The sequence below is a fragment of the Lysobacter sp. N42 genome (assembly GCF_004344885.1).
Map to the genome: position 1 here is coordinate 371,626 of NZ_SKFB01000002.1, position 19,739 is coordinate 391,364.

The 19,739-nt window shown below is 46.0% G+C and carries 16 protein-coding genes; 6 read left to right on the top strand and 10 right to left on the bottom strand.

What is annotated here, in order from left to right:
• Positions 1–21: 21 nt before the first annotated feature.
• A complete protein-coding gene (locus EYQ95_RS06915) occupies positions 22–1,026 on the top strand; it encodes a LacI family DNA-binding transcriptional regulator (protein WP_111915170.1) in 1,005 nt (334 codons plus the stop codon).
• On the opposite strand, the gene EYQ95_RS06920 is transcribed toward EYQ95_RS06915, so the two are convergent.
• The 10 genes from EYQ95_RS06920 to ampD all read right to left on the bottom strand — a co-directional run bounded on the left by EYQ95_RS06920 (position 992) and on the right by ampD (position 15,467).
• Positions 992–1,546, bottom strand: coding sequence for a hypothetical protein (locus EYQ95_RS06920; RefSeq protein WP_111915171.1), 555 nt, complete (start codon positions 1,544–1,546; stop codon positions 992–994). The genes EYQ95_RS06915 and EYQ95_RS06920 overlap by 35 nt on opposite strands.
• A gap of 72 nt (positions 1,547–1,618) precedes the next feature.
• A complete protein-coding gene (locus tag EYQ95_RS06925; RefSeq protein ID WP_111915172.1) occupies positions 1,619–3,667 on the bottom strand; it encodes a M13 family metallopeptidase in 2,049 nt (682 codons plus the stop codon).
• Positions 3,668–3,788: 121 nt separating this feature from the next.
• Entirely contained in the window at positions 3,789–4,391 is a 603-nt protein-coding gene (gene ribA, locus EYQ95_RS06930; RefSeq protein ID WP_111915173.1) for a GTP cyclohydrolase II, read from the bottom strand.
• A 5-nt stretch (positions 4,392–4,396) separates the two neighbouring features.
• Positions 4,397–7,156: a bifunctional diguanylate cyclase/phosphodiesterase gene (locus tag EYQ95_RS06935; protein WP_111915174.1), complete on the bottom strand. Its 2,760-nt coding sequence runs from the start codon at positions 7,154–7,156 to the stop codon at positions 4,397–4,399.
• A gap of 116 nt (positions 7,157–7,272) precedes the next feature.
• Entirely contained in the window at positions 7,273–8,700 is a 1,428-nt protein-coding gene (gene lpdA / locus EYQ95_RS06940) for a dihydrolipoyl dehydrogenase (RefSeq protein WP_111915175.1), read from the bottom strand.
• 117 nt (positions 8,701–8,817) lie between these two features.
• Entirely contained in the window at positions 8,818–10,527 is a 1,710-nt protein-coding gene (gene aceF, locus EYQ95_RS06945) for a dihydrolipoyllysine-residue acetyltransferase (protein ID WP_111915176.1), read from the bottom strand.
• A gap of 10 nt (positions 10,528–10,537) precedes the next feature.
• Positions 10,538–13,204, bottom strand: coding sequence for a pyruvate dehydrogenase (acetyl-transferring), homodimeric type (gene aceE, locus EYQ95_RS06950; protein ID WP_111915177.1), 2,667 nt, complete (start codon positions 13,202–13,204; stop codon positions 10,538–10,540).
• A 29-nt stretch (positions 13,205–13,233) separates the two neighbouring features.
• Complete coding sequence (gene pdhR, locus EYQ95_RS06955; protein WP_111915178.1) at positions 13,234–13,995, bottom strand: pyruvate dehydrogenase complex transcriptional repressor PdhR; 762 nt, start codon at positions 13,993–13,995, stop codon at positions 13,234–13,236.
• A 114-nt stretch (positions 13,996–14,109) separates the two neighbouring features.
• Entirely contained in the window at positions 14,110–14,904 is a 795-nt protein-coding gene (gene ampE, locus EYQ95_RS06960) for a regulatory signaling modulator protein AmpE (protein WP_111915179.1), read from the bottom strand.
• Positions 14,901–15,467 carry a 1,6-anhydro-N-acetylmuramyl-L-alanine amidase AmpD gene (gene ampD, locus EYQ95_RS06965; protein ID WP_111915180.1) on the bottom strand — a complete coding sequence of 189 codons (567 nt, stop codon included), beginning with the start codon at positions 15,465–15,467 and terminating at the stop codon, positions 14,901–14,903. The genes ampE and ampD overlap by 4 nt, the downstream gene beginning before the upstream one ends.
• Positions 15,468–15,570: 103 nt before the next feature.
• Here ampD and EYQ95_RS06970 point away from each other — a divergent pair, with 103 nt between their 5' ends.
• The 5 genes from EYQ95_RS06970 (at position 15,571) to EYQ95_RS06990 (ending at position 19,737) form a co-directional block, all read left to right on the top strand.
• Positions 15,571–16,107, top strand: coding sequence for a TIGR02281 family clan AA aspartic protease (locus EYQ95_RS06970; RefSeq protein ID WP_111915181.1), 537 nt, complete (start codon positions 15,571–15,573; stop codon positions 16,105–16,107).
• 21 nt (positions 16,108–16,128) lie between these two features.
• Positions 16,129–17,022 (top strand): carboxylating nicotinate-nucleotide diphosphorylase, encoded by an 894-nt coding sequence (gene nadC, locus EYQ95_RS06975; protein WP_111915182.1) that lies wholly within the window; start codon positions 16,129–16,131, stop codon positions 17,020–17,022.
• A 100-nt stretch (positions 17,023–17,122) separates the two neighbouring features.
• A complete protein-coding gene (locus EYQ95_RS06980) occupies positions 17,123–17,581 on the top strand; it encodes a prepilin-type N-terminal cleavage/methylation domain-containing protein (RefSeq protein WP_165831959.1) in 459 nt (152 codons plus the stop codon).
• 3 nt (positions 17,582–17,584) lie between these two features.
• Complete coding sequence (locus tag EYQ95_RS06985) at positions 17,585–18,565, top strand: GspE/PulE family protein (protein ID WP_111915184.1); 981 nt, start codon at positions 17,585–17,587, stop codon at positions 18,563–18,565.
• Entirely contained in the window at positions 18,553–19,737 is a 1,185-nt protein-coding gene (locus EYQ95_RS06990) for a type II secretion system F family protein (protein ID WP_111915185.1), read from the top strand. The genes EYQ95_RS06985 and EYQ95_RS06990 overlap by 13 nt, the downstream gene beginning before the upstream one ends.
• The last annotated feature ends 2 nt before the right edge of the window (positions 19,738–19,739 follow it).

Here is a 19,739-nt window from a genome sequence, read left to right on the forward strand (position 1 = left end):
GCTAGCGAGACCCCAACACATATGGCGACAATATACGAAGTTGCGAAACTTGCCGGAGTGAGCCTTGCCACGATTTCTCGTGTCATTAATCAAACGGCTCCAGTTCGCGAGTCCACCAAAATTAAAGTAGAAGCGGCAATGAAAGAACTTGGGTACCGCCCTAACTCTGTTGCCCAATCGCTAGCCACCAACCGCTCAAATAGTGTGGGCATTCTCGTTTCTGAATTAGGTGGCCCATTTTATAGTGAGTTAATTAGCCGCATTGAGGCGGAATTTAGAAATGCTGGTAAGCACGTCATCATTGCAGCAGGTCATAGTCACGAAGAAGTTGAACGAGAGCGAATCGAGTTTTTAATGAGTCGTAATTGCGACGCACTGATTCTGCACGTCGAATCAGTTAGTGACGAATATTTACAAGAGCTTGCAGAGCAAAACAAAGCGTTCGTGATTATTAACCGCTCGGTAGCGGCTCTCTCCGACCGCTGCATTACCCTCGACAATCAACTAGGTGGCTACTTAGCTACTGAATTCTTGCTTCGAAAAGGTCATAAGCGCATTGCATATATTTCCGGGCCTATGTGGAAAAATGACGCGAGTGAGCGCTATAAGGGACACCTTCAAGCATTAAAGGAATACCACATCGAAGAAGACATCTCTTTATTCTACGAGGGAGACTTCCAAGAAACAGGCGGCGTACATGGCTTTGCTCATTTAAGCGCTAAGCACAGTAAACATAGTGAGCTAGGATTCACCGCGCTTGTGTGCGGAAATGACGAGATGGCCGCTGGTGCGATGGCCGTAGCCCATGATAGAGGGTTAGATATTCCGCATGACCTGTCTATAGTTGGCTTTGATAATGTCAATTTCTCACATTACACCTATCCGAAATTAACCACCATAGATTATCCGATAGCAGAGATCGGGCAAATGGCCGCGCGCTGGGTGCTTAAACATGTTTACAAACAAGACATCGAAAGAATCCAATCGGTATTTAAACCGAGACTGATGCTTCGGGATTCCTGCTGATTTTTGAAAGGATTTTCTGATATCTCGGACGATTGTACCTTTGTACAATGACTGGATAGAGGTTGAGCAGTATATTGGTTGCAATCAACCATACGGAACCTTGCAATCCATGTAACCACGCCACCACGACGGCCACAAGCGATACCACCACAAATATTACGACATGCCCAAATTCGGACACACGCGTTCGGTACTCAAGCTGCTTTAGCAACTCTTTCTTTTTTCCTACTGGGTTCGCTTGTTTATTCAGCCTTTCCCAACCCGTCCAAATTAGAATCTTGCGAAACATATGAACACCAACGTAACGATAAGCATTTCCTGCTTGCTCCCACGCTCGCGTATCGAAATATGCACAATTAAGTTTGGGCTTGAGTGTTTCGGTATAAAACAGCATCACCATCATTAATATGAAATTAAGTGTCCATGCAAAAACGAACGAAGACGAGCCTTTCCAACGCAATATCCAGATTACCGCTGCTAGGCCTATAAGAAAAACAAGCAAAACTTTTAAATTACGCATCGAATGTCCTTGAAAAAAAACGCCTCAGGGGAAAACCACTGAGGCGTTTATAATTCCAAGTAATAAGCTGAATTACCAGATAATTACACGATCTTCAGGAGCTAAGTACATACCATCGCCTTCTTGCACGTTAAATGCTTCGTAGAACGCAGGAATGTTACGTGGTGCACCCAATGCACGATACTGTGCAGGAGAGTGAGGGCCACGCGCTAGCTGAGCACGCATCGCGTCTTCACGATACTTACCTTTCCAAATTTGTGCCCAGCTCAAGAAGAAACGTTGCTCGCCAGTAAAGCCATCCATGACCGGAGATGCTTCACCGTCTAGAGACATTTGGTAAGCACGATAAGCACTTAACAAGCCCACGTGGTCACCAATGTTCTCACCAAGAGAAATGCGACCGTCGATATGCATACCCGGCAGCGGTTCAAATGCAGAGTACTGTTCTACTAACATGCCAGTAAGTGCTTCGAACTGCTCACGATCTTGATCAGACCACCAGTTTCTTAGGTTACCTTGACCGTCGTAACGTGAACCTTGGTCGTCAAAGCCGTGACCGATCTCATGACCGATAACTGCGCCGATACCACCATAGTTCACTGCATCGTCCGCATTCATGTCAAAGAACGGAGGCTGCAAGATACCCGCTGGGAATACGATTTCGTTAGCAGTTGGGCTGTAGTATGCGTTCACACGTTGTGGGTTCATTCCCCAGCGTGAACGGTCTACCGGTTGGCCGATATCTGCAATGTTTTCGTCGTATTCAAAGTTTGCTGCACGAATCGTGTTGCCGATTAAGTCACCTGGCATGATTTCCAAGTCAGAGAAGTCTCTCCACTCGTCTGGGTAACCAATTTTCGGTGTAAAGTTAGCAAGCTTCTCAAGCGCTTCTACTTTAGTATCTGGTGTCATCCACTCAAGTTCGTTAATAGACTGCTCCATCGCAACCAATAGGTTATCAATAAGCTCACCCATACGCTCTTTTGCTTCAGGTGGGAAGTGGCGTGCTACGTATTCTTGACCCAGCACTTCGCCTAACGCACCGTTAGTCGCTTGAACACCGCGCTTCCAACGTTCTTGCTGTTCTGGAGTACCATTCAATGTAGTTGAGTAGAAGTCGAACTGAAGATCTGCAACTGTGCTATGTAGACGAGAAGCAAAGCTACTCAATAAGCGAACTTGCAGATAGTCTTTCCAAGTAGCAAGGTCTACATCGGTGTACATTTCACCTAAAGTTTCAATGTAAGAAGGCGTATTTACAATCACGTAATCTGCCGCTGTTACACCTGCTGCTTCCGCCATTGCGTCGTAGTTAATGTCGCCAGTTAAAGCACGAACTTCGTCAATCGACATTTTGTTGTAGCGTGCTTCAGCGTCGCGAATTTCCAAACGCGTCCAGTGGTGCTCGGCAAGTGACAACTCTAAGTCGTAAACGCGCTGTGCAGCGTCTGCTGCATTCTCATGACCAAGCTCTGCAAACATCGCTTCTAAATATTCAACATACTTAGTTCTGATGTTCTCGAACTCAGCGTTGTCGCGGAAATAGTAATCGCGATCCGGTAAGCCAAGACCAGACTGTACTAAATGAAGTGCGTAAACTTCAGGGTTCTTTGCGTCGGTAGACACATAGAACGCGAGAGGGCCGCCTAAACCGTCACGGCGCATAGAAGCCATGGTAGTCGTTAGTTCTTCATGGCTATTAATGCCACCAATTTGAGCCAGCATAGGCTGAATTGGGCTTAAACCGAGAGCTTCAATACGCTCTTCGTCCATAAAGCTGTTGTAGAAATCACCAATTTTCTGTTCATTGGTGCCTTCTGCTGCGCTCTTGTCAGCAGCGTCTTCGATAATGCTACGTAAACGTGTCTCGTTTTGACGCGCTAGCATATCAAATGAACCAAAGCGCGAACGATCACTAGGGATTTCAGTATTCTCATACCAAGAGCCGTTCACAAACATAAACAAGTCGTCTTGTGGGCGAACGCTGGTATCAAAGTCTTCTAGCATTAAGCCAGAAGTTAGATCTGTGGACGCTGTGGTATCGTTATCGTCGGTACTGACACACGCCGCCAGACCAAGTGCCAATGCGATACTCGCAGCAGCTAATTTAACTTTCAACATACTTCATGCCTCTTTGTTGGATGCGGAGGTAGTTCTATACCCCAACAAGTCTAATTCCAATCGAAATTCGACAAAAGGCATTGTTCTTGCGTTTTTGTAACGAGATGCTACGACTTGAACCTTAAAATAGGTGTCCGAACTTCCGGCTTTTAGTTTCCAAGTAGTGCTTATTATGGGGGGTTCCCTCGGTAATATGAGGAATTCGCGTATCTATTTTCACACCGTACTCAGACAGTGCCTCTAATTTTCGAGGGTTGTTAGTCATCAGTTGTACGCTACTTACACCCAGCAGCTCAAAGATTCCTGCTGCAATGTCATATTCCCGAGCGTCAGCCTGAAATCCAAGAATTTCATTTGCTTCAACAGTATCCAACCCTTTGTCCTGTTCGGCATAAGCCCGAAGCTTGTTAATGAGTCCAATACCTCGCCCTTCTTGCCTTAAGTAAACCAGCACGCCTCGTTTCGCTTTAGCTATTTTCTCTAGCGCAGAATAAAGCTGTGGACCGCAATCACAGCGTTGGCTAAATAGTGCGTCACCGGTTAAACATTCAGAATGAACTCGCGCGAGTACAGGTTCGCCATCAGCAACATCGCCAAGTACCATAGCCACATGCTCTTTGCCATGCCGGTCGGTAAAACCAACCAGCCGGAACTCTGCAAAAGGTGTGGGTAATTTGGTTTCAGCGGCTTTCACCACAACTGGCTGTTCATTGCTCGAGCTCATTTTTACTACTTCTCTTGTGACGTGTGTTTAGCGATAAACTCTTTGGCGTTCTCAATAGGCATAGGCTTAGCGAAGTAGAAACCTTGCATTGCGTTCACGCCCGCTTTTTCTAAGAATGAAGCTTGGGTTTCAGTTTCTACACCTTCGGCGACAATATGCATCCCTAATTGCGAAGCCATGGCTATAATACCACGAGTTATAGCCCCGTCAGAGTTTTCAGACACAATGTCTGCAATAAAACTGCGATCAATTTTCAATTGATCCGCTGGTAGATTCTTCAAATAGCTCAAACTTGAAAAGCCGGTACCAAAGTCATCAATAGACACCGACATCCCTAACTCTCTAATACGGTTTAGGATGTTAATTGCTTCACGCTGATCTTCTACCAATATACTCTCAGTTAACTCTAAGCGAAGCTTTTCAGAAGGATAATTGTTTTTGGCGAGCGCAGTTTTCAAGCTGTCGATAAAGTTCGCTCTCTGGAACTGCACAGCAGACAAGTTCACTGACAGAATGATGTCTCCATATTCTTGCAACGCTAATGCATCCTGTGTTGCTTGCTCCAGAACCCACTCACTAATTGGAATAATTTGTCCGCTATCTTCAGCAAGCGGGATAAAGTCTGCTGGCGAGATAAACTTTCCTGGAGCAATTTCCCAACGCAGCAGAGCTTCGACGCCAATAACTTCACGGCTCACCGCAGACATTACTGGCTGGTAGTGTAGCGACAGTTCTTTGTTGTCTAGTGCTTGTTGTAACTTGTTTCTTAGAGATACAGCTTCGTGGAACTTTTCTACCATGGTCCGGCTAAATAACTGTGACTGATTTCTACCGCGGCGCTTGGCCTGAAACATCGCCATGTCGGCATGCTGAATCAGCAGCCTTGGAGATGGCGGTGTTTCGTCCGTTGTCGTAATACCTATACTTGCTGTTAAGTAAATTTTATTACCATCGATGTCGAATGGCTGTGCCAGACTCGCAAGAATATCTTGAATCAATTTATTTAACTTGCGCTGCTCGGTGTTGCGCCGAACTACCATGACAAACTCGTCACCGCCAAAACGTGCAACCAGAACATGATTTGGACTTAAAGACTTAAGCCTTGCTGAAGTTTCCTTCAGCAACGCATCACCGACCTCTAAGCCTAAACTGTCGTTAATCGGTTTGAATCCATCCAAATCCACAAACAAAACTGCAATGCCGTCGCCTTTAAAGCGGTAACGCTCACATAAAACTTCCAAATGACTTTCCAATACTGCCCGGTTTGCCAACCCGGTTAACTCATCTTCTGTAGCTTGCAGCTTAAGTTGTTTTCGTTGTCGGCGTAATATCTTACTGTTCTCTAAACTTATCACGAGGAAAATAGCTACCAAGAAGCCACTGACCAGAACAAACGCTTGGATATTAGAGGTCGTTCTGAGCTCAGAAGTGTCGTCTAGGTAAACCGAAAGTTCAGTTTCTGGCATATATGGCAAATTCATTGTTTGTTGATACAAAAACAACGAATGACGGTGACCGTCGTTAGACAACAAGATTTCGGTAAAATCACCGCGACTACTTAATAAATAAGGACCAATACTTGCGCTAGTTTTAAATTCGGAATTCAACTCAATCGTAGATGGGTTGACCAACTTTGCGAAGTCATACACTGCTACTACATACCCATATAACTGCTCATTTCGATACATAGGTTGTCTGAACAGTATGACTGGCGTAGCGGTTTCTTCAATAGAGTGCATAGGCACCGTAACTGAACGAGATTCAGGGCTATGATTTATCCAGCGTCGAACGTCTTCGAACGGCTCAAAGTCTGTCGCTGTAATGTAGTGGGAGTAAGCACTTCGGTCTGAACTTTTTTCCACCAGAACGTTCCAGTTTTGGTCAAAAACCATGATTGAAAGAATCTGGGGCTCGTCATTCAGTAAACGTAAAATATCTTGCTCTTGATAATCAACTAGCTCGGAATCTGAAACAGATGACCAACTCGACACCAGTCGAATGATAAGGTTTACATTACGCCAAGACGTTTGTTCTCTGCGTGTGGCAACTTCCTCTACGAGTTCCATTCCGCTGTATACAACGGCTCGAGACTCTTTTACAGACAGTGAAAACCAAACCATAGTGGGTAACAACACACCCAAGAAACCCACGATTAAACCACGGGTAGACGGCAACCGATTGAGCTTTATACCGTGCTCACCACCAAACCAAACAGCAATACCAATGAGTATGACGAAACGGCTCGCGATATCCGCAACCATTGGATGAGGAGCAACCCATGTGTAAGTCAGTTGAAACCATGAAAACAGGCTGAGGATGATGCCCCAAATGATCATTGCCGCACCACCATACTGCCAAAGCTGCTTCCGCCAGTCGGACCGAACCCCAACAGCTATCAACAGACCAAAAATTAAATACGGGGCGGCCAGCGGCCAATGCGCACTAGAGCCAATAGGACCAATATCACCAATAATCGCATCTTCTAAAATAACGCTGCGGGTAATGGAATACATCGACATAAGCGCTATAAACGTACCCAAAGCAACACGAATAACCGAACTACCGCGCATAACGATATAAAGCGCTATACCGGAAATCAAAGCTATGATCGAGGCGGTTAAAGAAAGGACACTCATAATAGGTTGATCGTTACCAAACCTATATTCCAAGCCAATACCCACTAAGCCAATCAGCACACCAGCCATAACAACGGTATAGTATGTCGCGCCAGCAGGTGACGGATGGGTTCTCAAGTAGTTACGCAAGCGAGGTATCCTTTATGAAGCGTAAAGAGTGCTCTTGCCACTTTAGCCAGAAATGGTTATAAAAAAAAGCCTTGTGCGGACACAAGGCTTTCCAAACATGAAGCTTTATCTATCTATTACTTCTTTTTTGCCTTTTTATTTGGCAAGTCAGTAATAGAACCTTCATACACTTCTGCAGCTAAACCAACAGACTCGTGCAACGTTGGGTGAGCATGAACAGTAAGTGCGATGTCTTCTGCGTCACTTCCCATTTCAATCGCTAAGCATACTTCACCAAGAAGTTCGCCCGCATGAGAACCAACCATAGCACCACCAATAATACGGTGTGTTTCTTTTTCAAAGATAAGCTTAGTGAAACCATCGGTAGCGCCCGATGCGATTGCACGGCCAGAAGCAGACCAAGGGAAAGTTGCTGCTTCGTACGCAATACCTTGCTCTTTCGCTTCTTTCTCGGTTAAGCCTGCCCATGCTACTTCTGGATCAGTATAAGCAATTGAAGGAATCACTTTCGGGTCGAAGTAATGTTTCTTACCAGAAATAACTTCCGCTGCTACGTGCCCTTCATGAACAGCTTTGTGCGCAAGCATAGGCTGGCCAACAATGTCGCCAATCGCGAAAATGTTGTCTACGTTGGTACGCATCTGCTTATCAACTTTGATAAAGCCACGGTCGTCAACATTTACACCTGCTTTGTCTGCAGCAATTTTCTTACCATTCGGTGTTCTACCTACAGCAACAAGTACTGCGTCGTATTTAACCGGTTTTTCTGGAGCGTTTTTACCTTCAAAAGTAACGTGAATGCCGTCTTTTTTCGCTTCAACTTTAGTTACTTTTGTTTCCAGCATGATGTTCTCGAACTTCGACTTCATCTGCTTGGTAAATACTTTAATCAAATCTTTGTCGGCAGCTGGAATAAGTTGGTCCATAAACTCAACCACGTCCATTTTGGTACCTAGCGCATTGTATACGCAGCCCATTTCTAGACCGATAATACCACCGCCCAAGATAAGCATTTTCTTCGGTACAAACGGTAACTCAAGTGCATCTGTTGAGTCCCAAATTCTGTCGTCGTCATGAGGGATAAATGGCAATTCAACAGGCTGAGAACCAGCTGCAATAATAGCGTTGTCGAACTTAATCGTGGTTTCTTCTTTTTCACCCACAACTTTAAGTTCGTTCGCTCCCGTAAATTCACCTTTACCGGTAACTACTTTTACTTTGCGCATTTTAGACATTTGTCCAAGGCCGCCCGTAAGTTGGCCAATCACTTTGTCTTTGTGCTCACGAATCTTGTCTAAATCAATTTTCGGGGTGCCGAATTCAACACCTGCGTCACCTAGATGTTTCGCATCTTCAATATGCTTAGCTAGGTGCAAAAGCGCTTTTGAAGGGATACAACCCACGTTCAAACATACACCACCCAGGGTGCTGTAGCGCTCTACTAATACTACGTCTAATCCTAAATCAGCAGCACGGAAGGCTGCAGAGTAGCCGCCAGGACCTGCGCCTAGAACCACTACCTGTGTTTTAACTTCATTGCTCATGTTGACCCCTATTATTTCAGTCAAAGTACGGTTTCGACACGTTGACCCGAATCGCGAGCCATATTGTAACGAGAAATAACCGCTACGTCTTGCCCAAACGGCAAGACGTGGTTCAATTTACAGAATAATTTTGCGTATATCTGACAATACCTGACTCAGATAAACCGTGAATCGTGCTGCAACGGCTCCGTCGATCACACGGTGATCATACGACAAGCTCAATGGCAACATCAGCTTCGGTTCAAACTCTGATCCATTCCAAACCGGTTTTATGTCGCTCTTTGACACACCTAGAATGGCAACTTCTGGCGCATTTACGATTGGAGTAAACGCAGTACCACCGATACCACCTAAACTTGAAATGGAGAAGCAGCCACCTTGCATATCTGCAGCTTTCAGTTTTCCGTCGCGAGCACGCAAGCTTACGTCAGTCAGTTCACGTGAAAGCTCCACGATTCCTTTCTTGTCCACATCGCGAATCACCGGAACAACCAAACCGTTTGGCGTATCTACTGCAATTCCAATATGAATGTACTTCTTCATGATCAGGTGCTCACCGTCTTCATGCAATGACGAGTTGAACACAGGGAATTCCTGCAATGCTTTCGCAACAGCCTTCATAATGAACACTAGCGGCGTGAATTTAACGTCGGCTTTGCGTTTTGCAAGCTGTTCGTTTTCACTTTTACGGAATGCTTCAAGCTCTGTAATGTCAGCTTCATCAAATTGCGTCACGTGAGGAATGGTGACCCAATTGCGATGCAAGTTTGGACCTGAAATACGTTGAATACGTGTCAATTGCACTTCTTCAATTTCACCAAACTTACTAAAGTCGACTTTAGGTGGCGCAATAACTTGCAAGCCACCTTCTCCACCAACACCTGGTGCGGCAGAGGCTTTCGGACGAGAAAGCTCATATTTCACATAAGACTGCACATCTTCTTTCAAAATACGATCTTTTGGTCCCGAGCCTTTTACGTTTTCAAGCTCTACGCCAAACTCTCTAGCCAACCTGCGCACAGAAGGAGAAGCATGAGGTAGTTTTCCGCCTTTTTCCTTACGCCCTAATGGGTGATCTGGTACCGGAGGCTTCCTATCCGACTTGCTCGACTTCTCTTCCTTTTCTGGCTCTGACTGTTTTTCAGTTTTGGACTCGTCCTCTTTAGGTTCAGGCTTAGACTCTGAAGAGCTACTTTGCTCACTCTGTGTTTCTAATTTCAGAACTACCGAGCCTTCGCTAACCTTGTCACCAACTTTCACACTCAACGACACAACCTTACCTGCTTTAGGGCTAGGTACGTCCATCGTTGCTTTGTCGGTTTCAAGTGTGATTAAGCCGTCTTCAACCGCAATTTCGTCGCCTTCAGCAACCAAAACTTCAATGACTTCAACTTCACCAGACTCGCCAATATCAGGAACCTTAACTTCAATCGTTTCTGACTCGGTTTCTGAACTACTTCCAGAGCTTTCTTCTGTGTCACTTTGCTCTGAATCTGAAGACTCTGTATCGCCTTTGTCTTCCGATTCAGAAGAGCTATCTTGCTCTTCTTCTTCAGGCTCTTCTTCCTTAGCTTCATCTTGTGACTCTTCTTCAGCAGCAAGCTGCGCTAGCAAGTCACCTTCGCTAATTTTGTCGCCAACTTTCACTTTTAACGACTTAACGGTGCCTGAAAACGGTACAGGAATATCCATAGACGCTTTATCACTCTCCACTGTAACTAGCGCGTCTTCTACTTCAACCGTATCGCCTTCATTGACTAAGACTTCGATAACTTCAACCGCTTCCCCGCCTACGTCGGGTACGAGGACATCTTTTAAATCTGCCATCATCTACTCCTTATGCGTTTAGCGGGTTAATTTTTTCAACGTCGATGCCCAAGTCTTTAATCGCTTTGGTCACCACTTTTTTCTCGATATCACCAGACTTAGCAAGTTCAGCAAGCGCTGCAACAACTACATAGTTAGCGTTCACTTCGAAGTGACGACGTAGGTTGTCACGGCTGTCTGAGCGGCCAAAACCGTCTGTGCCTAACACACGGTACGATCCCGGAACCCATGCACGTACTTGGTCCGCATACAACTTCATATAATCTGTTGCAGCGATTACAGGACCCTTACCACTCTCAAGAACACCTGTAACGAATGCCTTCTTCTCTTTCTTAGAAGGATTGAGCATGTTGTAACGCTCAACATCCAAGCCGTCACGCGCTAGCTCGTTAAACGAGGTTGCGCTATAAACTTTAGAGCTCACGTTGTATTTATCTTTCAAGATATCTGCAGCTTTGCGCACTTCCTGTAAAATAGTACCAGAACCAACTAAACGCACTTCACCGGCACTCTTAGTGGCTTTCACTTGGTCTAGCTCGTAAATACCTCGCAAAATACCTTCTTCAGCGCCTTCAGGCATTTCTGGTTGTTTGTAGTTTTCATTCATCACGGTGATGTAATAGAAAACATTTTCCTGCTCTGCGAACATACGACGCATACCGTCTTGTACAATCACGGCCACTTCATAACCGTAGGTTGGGTCGTAAGTTACGCAATTTGGAACAGTACCGAAATGCAGGTGGCTGTGTCCGTCTTGGTGCTGCAAGCCTTCGCCATTAAGCGTTGTACGGCCCGCTGTACCACCAATTAAGAAGCCCCTTGCTTGGCTGTCGCCAGCGGCCCATACAAGGTCACCAACGCGTTGGAAGCCAAACATCGAGTAGTAAATATAAACCGGTATCATGGGCTCGTTGTTGGTCGAGTAACTCGTACCCGCAGCGACCCAAGACGCCATAGCACCTAGCTCGTTGATACCCTCTTGCAGAACTTGGCCTTTTTTATCTTCGCGGTAATACGCAACTTGGTCGGCATCCTGCGGCGTATACTTCTGGCCTTGGCTCGAGTAAATACCTACTTGTCTAAACAAACCTTCCATACCGAAAGTACGAGCTTCGTCTGGAATGATAGGCACAACACGTTGGCCAATTTTCTTGTCTTTTAACATTGCTGTTAGAACACGTACAAATGCCATTGTGGTTGAAATTTCTCTATCACCAGAACCTTTCAGAACAGCTTCAAATGCCTTCAAACCTGGAACTTCTAGAGTCTGGTCTGCTTCTTGGCGACGCACAGGCATGGAACCACCTAACTTTTCACGGCGTTCGCGCAAGTATTTAAGCTCTTCACTGTCTTCAGGGAAGCGGTAGTACGGAATGTCTTCAAGCTCAGAGTCTTTCACTGGGATATTGAAACGGTCACGGAAGTGTTTAATGGCGTCCATATCCATTTTCTTCACTTGGTGCGCTACGTTCTTACCTTCACCAGCAGAACCCATGCCGTAGCCTTTCACCGTTTTCGCTAAGATCACTTGTGGGCGACCTTTCGTATTTACGGCTTTGTTATATGCAGCATAAACCTTAACTGGATCGTGGCCACCACGATTCAAACGCCAAATATCCTCGTCGGAAAGGTTGGCCACCATAGCTTTAGTTTCTTCAGTTTTTCCGAAGAAATGTTCTCTGGTGTATGCTCCGCCTTTCGCTTTATAGTTTTGGTACTCACCGTCCACGCTCGTTTGCATAATTTCAGCAAGTTTGCCTTCAGTGTCACGGTAAAGAAGAGGATCCCAATAACGCCCCCAAATCACTTTAATCACTTCCCAGCCTGCGCCACGGAATGTGCCTTCAAGCTCTTGAATGATCTTACCGTTACCGCGCACAGGACCGTCTAGACGTTGAAGGTTACAGTTGATCACGAACGTCAAATTGTCCAAGCCTTCACGACTAGCAAGACCAATAGCACCTAAACTTTCTGGCTCATCTACTTCACCATCACCGAGGAAGCAGTAAACGCGCTGATTAGAACAGTCTTTAATGCCGCGGTCGGTCAGATACTTCAAGAAACGTGCGGTGTAAATCGCCTGCATCGGACCAAGACCCATAGACACCGTTGGGAACTGCCAGTAGTCCGACATAAGTTTCGGGTGCGGATAACTCGGCAAACCTTCTCCGTCTACCTCTTGGCGAAAACCGTCTAGCTGCTCTTCAGTAATACGGCCTTCTAAAAATGAACGCGCGTAGATACCAGGAGACGCATGTCCCTGAATAAATAGGAAGTCGCCGCCATCTTCCCCTGGCGCACGGAAGAAGTGGTTGAAACCAACGTCATAAAGCATCGCAGAAGAAGCGAAGCTCGAGATGTGTCCGCCTAATTCAAGCTCTTTCTTAGAAGCTCGCAACACCATAGCCAACGCATTCCAACGAATTGCAGCACGAATTCTAGACTCAAGCGTTTGGTCACCTGGCATTACCGGCTCTTGGCTTACCGGAATAGTATTCAAGTAAGCTGTTGTCGGTTGATAAGGTAGGTAAGCACCACTTCTGCGTGCCTTATCAATAAGTTGTTCTAAAATATAATGCGCACGCTTCGGACCTTCAGCATCTAATACTGACTCTAGCGCTTCTACCCACTCTAACGTTTCTTGTGGATCGACATCTTTATGATCATGCTCTGCCATAACGGCTCCTTTCACTTAAAATTCGTGATTCAGGACACTGTGTCCTGAGATCGTCTGAGCGCTCTCTCGTGACGCCCCTGTTCTCTATTCAGTTGTAAAAGAATATTTTCAATGTAGGCAAGATGCGCATGGCACGCCTCTCGCGCTTGTTCAGGTTGCCTGTCCGTAATAGCCTTAACCATAGCATTCCTATGAACATGCAACTGCTCTCGAACATCACTACGGTTTTGTAGCTGTTCTAGATTCTTAAAAATATTGTCTCGTAGTACCGACTGCATGCCTCGCACTAAATGTAACAACACCAAGTTGTGCGAAGCTTCCGCCACAGTGGTATAAAACTTAACTAACGCATCAGCTTGCGCTTCTACCGACAATTCCGACTGGGTAGCCGTAGCTAAACTCTCTTTAATTCGCTCAAGATCGTCGTCGGTACCGCGAAGCGCTGCGAAATAAGCAGACACACTCTCCAGCGCATGACGAAATTCTAGTAAGTCGAATTGTGATTCCGGATGACGAGAGAGTAAGTCGAATAAAGGGTCAGAAACCTGCTGATTTAGAGCACCGGTAACATAGGTGCCTCCGCCTTGGCGACGGCTAACTAAACCACGCACTTCTAACTTTTGGATAGCTTCGCGTAATGAAGGTCGGGAAACTTCGAATTGCCGCGCTAGTTCTCGTTCAGCAGGCAAGCGCGTGCCGGCGGGCCATGTCCCGTCAACAATAAGAGCTTCCATCTGGCCAACAATGACGTCTGAAAGCTTGGTGTGCTTGATTTTTCCAACAGCAACCATGGTTTGCGCATACCCTCTGGTTATTTGGTCTTACCAATTTTCCAGAAAATTATAACGCTATTGCTATAATCTTTCTAGTACCGCCTATTGGAATCTTGAGTTTTCAGCCAATGGTCATACCACCCAACCAAACAGTGTGGCGAGTGCAATAGCAGCCAAAAGCAAAATAGTACTTCTTCTAGCTAATGCCAACATTGCCTCTGGCTCGGCGTTTACCGCAACATCACCGCTGGGTATTTCCTCTGCGGAACGGGCAATGGTGAGCAATGTTTCTTGTGAAGCTTCTACTTTAGTTAAATGTTCCAGCCAAACCGGTAGCGCTTTCGAGAAATTACCTACTAACAAAAATGCGAAACTAGCTACACGACTAGGAATCCAGTCAATCCAGTCCATGAATGCACCTACGCGGTCTGCGTTGGCTCGGAAGAACGCATAAGCTAAAGCACCTGGCGCTCCTAACAGCACAAACCAAAGAGCTACCGCAAAGTAAAAACGGAAGTTAAGCCATAAAATATGGTCACCTATAGAGGCTCCCGGACCGGCCCCATCACCTAAAAATTTTTCCGCTTGTTCCTTTTGGCTTGCTAAATCTTCTCTTTGCACTGCCAAAAACCATTCACGCATTGCATCTCTTTTGTTTCTGCAGCCAATAACCAAAGTAAGTACTAACACATTAACAAGCAGCAGAAGTAAACTCTGGTCGCTCATCAGTAGTAAAATAGCTAATATAAACGCAGGAATAAGAAGCAGAAAGGGACCAAATGTTGTATTTTGCCGCGCACTACCAAAGGTTCGATGCCCTGTTAGCCAAGCATCAAAACTGCGGGCTTTCTCGTCCAGCTCCCAACCTGCAGGCGTGACACGAAGCCTCTCTAAAGCCAAAGCTAAAAATAAAGAAAATACGATCATTCAGTTGTCCTTTTTACGCATTGACGAACTTCGTCAATAAAGCGTGACCAATTAAAAGCTTCGCCTGGGTCTGTTTTCCGACCTGGAGCAATGTGTTCGTGCCCCACTATACGATCTAACGTAATGTCTGGATAGTCGAGCATAATGGCAGCCGCGAGTTCAGCTAATTTCTCATACTGCAAATCAGTGTAGGGTGTGGTGTCCGTTCCCTCAAGTTCAATACCAATACTAAAGTCGTTACAACGCTCTCGCCCCTTGAACGCTGAGCGACCTGCGTGCCACGCTCGACGGTCAAATGGAACGTATTGAATCACTTCCCCGTTTCTTCTTACTAAACAGTGCGCCGAGACCCGCAATCCTTCAAGCTCACCAAAGCTACTATCGGCTTTACAATCTAGGCATCCCATAAATAGATCATCAATATAAGGACCACCAAACTGCCCCGCAGGCAAACTTATGCCGTGAATAACCAGCAAACTTATATCATTACTATCTGGCCTTTCGTCTGCGTGTGGTGACGCTCGAAAGACACCCTCTTTTACAACGTGTTGTTGAATCTTCAAGATCTTTCCCTAATCACTATGGGTATAATTTATTTTAACTTGAGTTGATTATAACGACACCTTTGCGAGAAGATCGAGTTATCAGACATTGAGCATACAAAAGATGAACGGTACAAACGACAATACTGCACAAATCGGAAAATTCTTTAACTGGTTCGCATGGATTGCTGCGTTGGGCCTATTGTATTGGTTTTTTAATGACGCACTCGAAGCTCAGTTCAATCCGAATCAACAGGTAGAAACCTATCAACAAGGTTCAGACGCTGTTGTGGTGTTGCAACAGAACCGTGCAGGGCATTACGTTGCCAATGGATATATCAACAATGAACCGGTCACCTTTTTACTCGACACGGGTGCAACACAAGTAGCTATACCAGGACGGCTCGCGCGGCGGCTTAATCTGCAACAAGGCACGCCGATTCGAGTACAAACCGCCAACGGTATTGCCACAGCCTATCAAACCGAAGTGAACACGCTGCAATTAGGAGAAATTCAACTTACAGGCGTGGCCGCAAGTGTAGTACCCGACTACGACAGTGAGCATATACTGCTAGGCATGAGCGCCCTTCGCGCGTTAGAATTCAATCAGCGCGACGGGCAACTCACGATTCGTCAGCGCAAAAACACTTCTTACCCCTAGAATTAAGACCGAGACAATTACATGACTAATGCAGTTCAACCCGTTATTACGCCCGAATTAGAAGACTCTGTGCAGCAGGAAGTTACCCGCGCATTACAAGAGGATTTAGGGTTGCCTGCCGACACTGTTTCTATTTCTGGTGAGCACGACATTACTGCCATGTTAATCCCCAGTGAGCAGCAAGCACTGGCTCGGGTTATTACGCGCGAACCTGGCGTATTTTGCGGCAAGCTTTGGGTGAATGAAACATTCCGCCAGCTCGACAACACGGTGAGCATCACTTGGCATGTTGATGACGGTGACAACGTCCATGAAGACCAAACTCTTTTCACATTAGAAGGCTCTGCACGAAGCTTACTTACGGGCGAGCGCACCGCACTCAATTTTGTGCAAACCTACAGTGGTACTGCAAGCGCCGTAGCAAGTGCTATGACGCATTTAAAAGGCAGTCAGACACAGTTATTAGACACTCGTAAAACGCTACCAGGTATGCGGTTAGGGCAAAAATATGCGGTACAATGTGGTGGTGGCACCAACCATAGAATCGGCTTGTACGACGCGTACCTGATTAAAGAAAACCACATCGCAGCCTGCGGGGGAATTGATGCAGCAGTATCACAAGCTCGTATCAACCAGCCGAGTAAATGGGTAGAAGTGGAAGTAGAAAGTTTGGAGGAATTAACACAGGCGTTAACAGCAGGTGCCGACGTTATTATGCTCGACAACTTTTCCGACCAAGACATTCTCTCCGCTGTTGAGCAAGCCCATGGAAAAGCTAAATTAGAAGTCTCAGGCAATGTCACCGCCGATCAACTGGCTCACTATGCAGCTATGGGCGTCGACTACATAAGCTCAGGGGCGCTCACCAAACACGTACAAGCACTAGACTTATCCATGAGGTTTATTGAAACCTAAGCCGAAAAGCATGTGAGCTATTGCTGAAATAGCTCACTTAAGTTCGCTACCTTTTACCTTAAACACTATACCTTCTTTGTTCGCAAACAAGGAGGTGAGTGTGAATCAAGCAAGTATCAAACAAAGGGCGTTTAGTTTAATCGAGCTCATGGTGGTTGTGGCCATTTTAGGCATCCTGAGCTCAGTCGCTATTCCAGCGTTCACCGACTACACCCAACGTTCTCGCGCCACAACAGCCTTACTCGGCTTACAGCCGTGGCAAACTGGAATTACGCTGTGTTGGCAGCAGTATGGGACGCTTAATAGTTGCAATGAGTTAGGTACACAAGGCATACCGGCGTCACCATCAATTTTTCCAGAAGGTATTACAGCAATAGCTTCCGGCTCCAATACTGGCTCTATTGCTGCCACTTTAGCGGCAACCGACACAACCGGAGAGCCGATTCAAGTAGAGTTAGTACCCCAAACAACCGACACTCAAATTTCATGGCAAGTCTTTTGTTCTGACTTCACCCTTCAACCTCGCATCTCTCGTTGTATTGGCTCATTAGAGGGTTAACCTATGGAAACCGCTAACCTACCTAAAGCCCTTCACGAACTCATTGTGAATGCCTGCCAAACGCAAGCCTCCGACGTGCATTTTGAGCCGTCGAAAGAACACCTCATAGTTCGTTCTCGGATTTTAGGCCGCTTGTCTATTGTGGAAAAACTACCTAAATCACAGGGTATTCAGTGCATTGCAGCGTTAAAAAATGCGGCCAATATGGACGTGACTCAGCGCCAAACACCACAAGACGGTAGGTTTCAATTGGCAGTTGAACACCAAAATATAGATTGCCGTTTAAATGTTATGCCCACCATTTGGGGTGAAAAAGCAGTGGTACGTCTGCTGAACACGCAGGGTACATTGATATCCCTTGACCATTTGGGAATGCTACCCGAGCAACTCAAAATAGTTCAGCAACAGCTCGTTCATTCGCACGGGCTGATTTTAACTACAGGTCCTACAGGTAGCGGTAAGACCGCAACGCTGTATGCCATGTTAGAATCGCTCAATAATGCCAGCCTTAACATCAGTAGCGTTGAAGACCCTGTCGAAGTTCCGATAGACGGTGTAAACCAAACAGAGGTGAACTCCAGCTTCCATCGCTCTTTTGCGCAATGCCTAAGAGCGTTACTCAGACAAGACCCCGACATACTTATGGTAGGAGAAATTAGAGACGCAGAAACAGCGGAAGTAACCCTACAAGCGGCTCAAACAGGGCATTTAGTCCTCGCCACACTGCATGCGAGTAATGGACTTGCTGCCATTGTCAGGCTATTGCAGCTGCAATGTTCAGCAGTGCAAATTGCTAGTTCGTTACGATTGTTGATGAACCAACGCCTTGTGACTATTGGCAAACAACGAAAGGGTGTGTTCGACATAAACCCCATGACCGAGCAGCTTAGTCATGCCCTACTCGCGCACTCAAACAGCAGCAACTGCTGGAATCAAATCAAAAATGCATTAGGAAACGGTCAAGAAACTGTATGCGAACATTGAAATGGTTGAAGTGGCGAACCGCAGATCATTCGGGCGTACGCTTGGCAGAAAGTAAGTCATTACTCATTATCGAACTCTGGCAACAAGAGCACCACGTAAAGTCTGTTCGAACTTTACCCGACTTAAAGAAGACTAAATCTGTGTATTTGCGTGCCTGTTGGCGTTGGTTCCACGGTTGGCATCAATTAGTCGCATCTGGGTTTGACCACCATGCAGCATTACATAGTTTATTGATGCATGGAACGACACAGCAAGAGTGTCAGCTTTCGCATTCCTGCATACAGCAGGTCGAGCAAGGTCGTCCTCTATCCCAAGGATTACTTCGCAGTTTCCTCGCCAAAGACACCCATGTCATACGACAAATACAGTTCGCCGAACAAAGCGGTTCATTAGAGGCCGTGCTTAAAGATATTGCCGACGACTTCGAACATCAACTTTACAGCTACCAACAGCTAAAGAAGTCGATGGCCTACCCTGTGATGGTTTTAATTTTAGGCGTTATGCTTATTCTGGGACTCAAGTTCTTTATTTTCCCAAGGTTCGCCAATCTATACGCACAAACAGGGGCCGAACTACCTGGACTTACTCGGGTTATATTAAACCCCAGTGATTTTTATACGCTGCAAGACCTTGCCGTCATAACTTTAATTGCATCAAGTCTCTATTTATTGCTCAATGGCGCGCTTCGTTTATGGAAAAACAGCTTCTATTTGAAATCTAAGATTTGGCAGCTCTCTAACGCATTGAGTCCCATGTTTTTAAAAGCTACAGCAATCGAGCTAGGGCTCATGCTCAAAGGGCTTGAGCAAAATATGCCCATACAAGATATTTGCAGAACACTTTCCACTCACTCTAAATGCACACTTCGTACCTACCTGTGGCTCACAGCCCTCCAGTTTGTCCATCGCGGTCAACCCATAGAGCGTATATTTCAGTTATTACGTCTACCCGAACGATTTACCGCGATGATAACCATAGGTACGCAAAGCGGCCGTCTCACTCAACAACTTCGACTTGTGGTGCATCAGCTTGAAAGCACCCAACAACAGCGGCAGCAGCATCTTTTACAAGTTATTCCGCACATCATGCTTAGTATTATGAGTCTTATTACGGCTGGCTTAATGGCGGCTTTGTATCTTCCGCTATTTCAGTTAGGGCAAACAGTGGGGTAACA

Bases quoted from the DNA above. Each gene is read 5' to 3' on its own strand.
- EYQ95_RS06915 (WP_111915170.1), top strand. From the start codon at position 22: ATGGCGACAATATACGAAGTTGCGAAACTTGCCGGAGTGAGCCTTGCC.
- EYQ95_RS06920 (WP_111915171.1), bottom strand. From the start codon at position 1,546: ATGCGTAATTTAAAAGTTTTGCTTGTTTTTCTTATAGGCCTAGCAGCG.
- EYQ95_RS06925 (WP_111915172.1), bottom strand. From the start codon at position 3,667: ATGTTGAAAGTTAAATTAGCTGCTGCGAGTATCGCATTGGCACTTGGT.
- ribA (WP_111915173.1), bottom strand. From the start codon at position 4,391: ATGAGCTCGAGCAATGAACAGCCAGTTGTGGTGAAAGCCGCTGAAACC.
- lpdA (WP_111915175.1), bottom strand. From the start codon at position 8,700: ATGAGCAATGAAGTTAAAACACAGGTAGTGGTTCTAGGCGCAGGTCCT.
- aceF (WP_111915176.1), bottom strand. From the start codon at position 10,527: ATGGCAGATTTAAAAGATGTCCTCGTACCCGACGTAGGCGGGGAAGCG.
- aceE (WP_111915177.1), bottom strand. From the start codon at position 13,204: ATGGCAGAGCATGATCATAAAGATGTCGATCCACAAGAAACGTTAGAG.
- pdhR (WP_111915178.1), bottom strand. From the start codon at position 13,995: ATGGTTGCTGTTGGAAAAATCAAGCACACCAAGCTTTCAGACGTCATT.
- ampE (WP_111915179.1), bottom strand. From the start codon at position 14,904: ATGATCGTATTTTCTTTATTTTTAGCTTTGGCTTTAGAGAGGCTTCGT.
- EYQ95_RS06970 (WP_111915181.1), top strand. From the start codon at position 15,571: ATGAACGGTACAAACGACAATACTGCACAAATCGGAAAATTCTTTAAC.
- nadC (WP_111915182.1), top strand. From the start codon at position 16,129: ATGACTAATGCAGTTCAACCCGTTATTACGCCCGAATTAGAAGACTCT.
- EYQ95_RS06985 (WP_111915184.1), top strand. From the start codon at position 17,585: ATGGAAACCGCTAACCTACCTAAAGCCCTTCACGAACTCATTGTGAAT.
- EYQ95_RS06990 (WP_111915185.1), top strand. From the start codon at position 18,553: ATGCGAACATTGAAATGGTTGAAGTGGCGAACCGCAGATCATTCGGGC.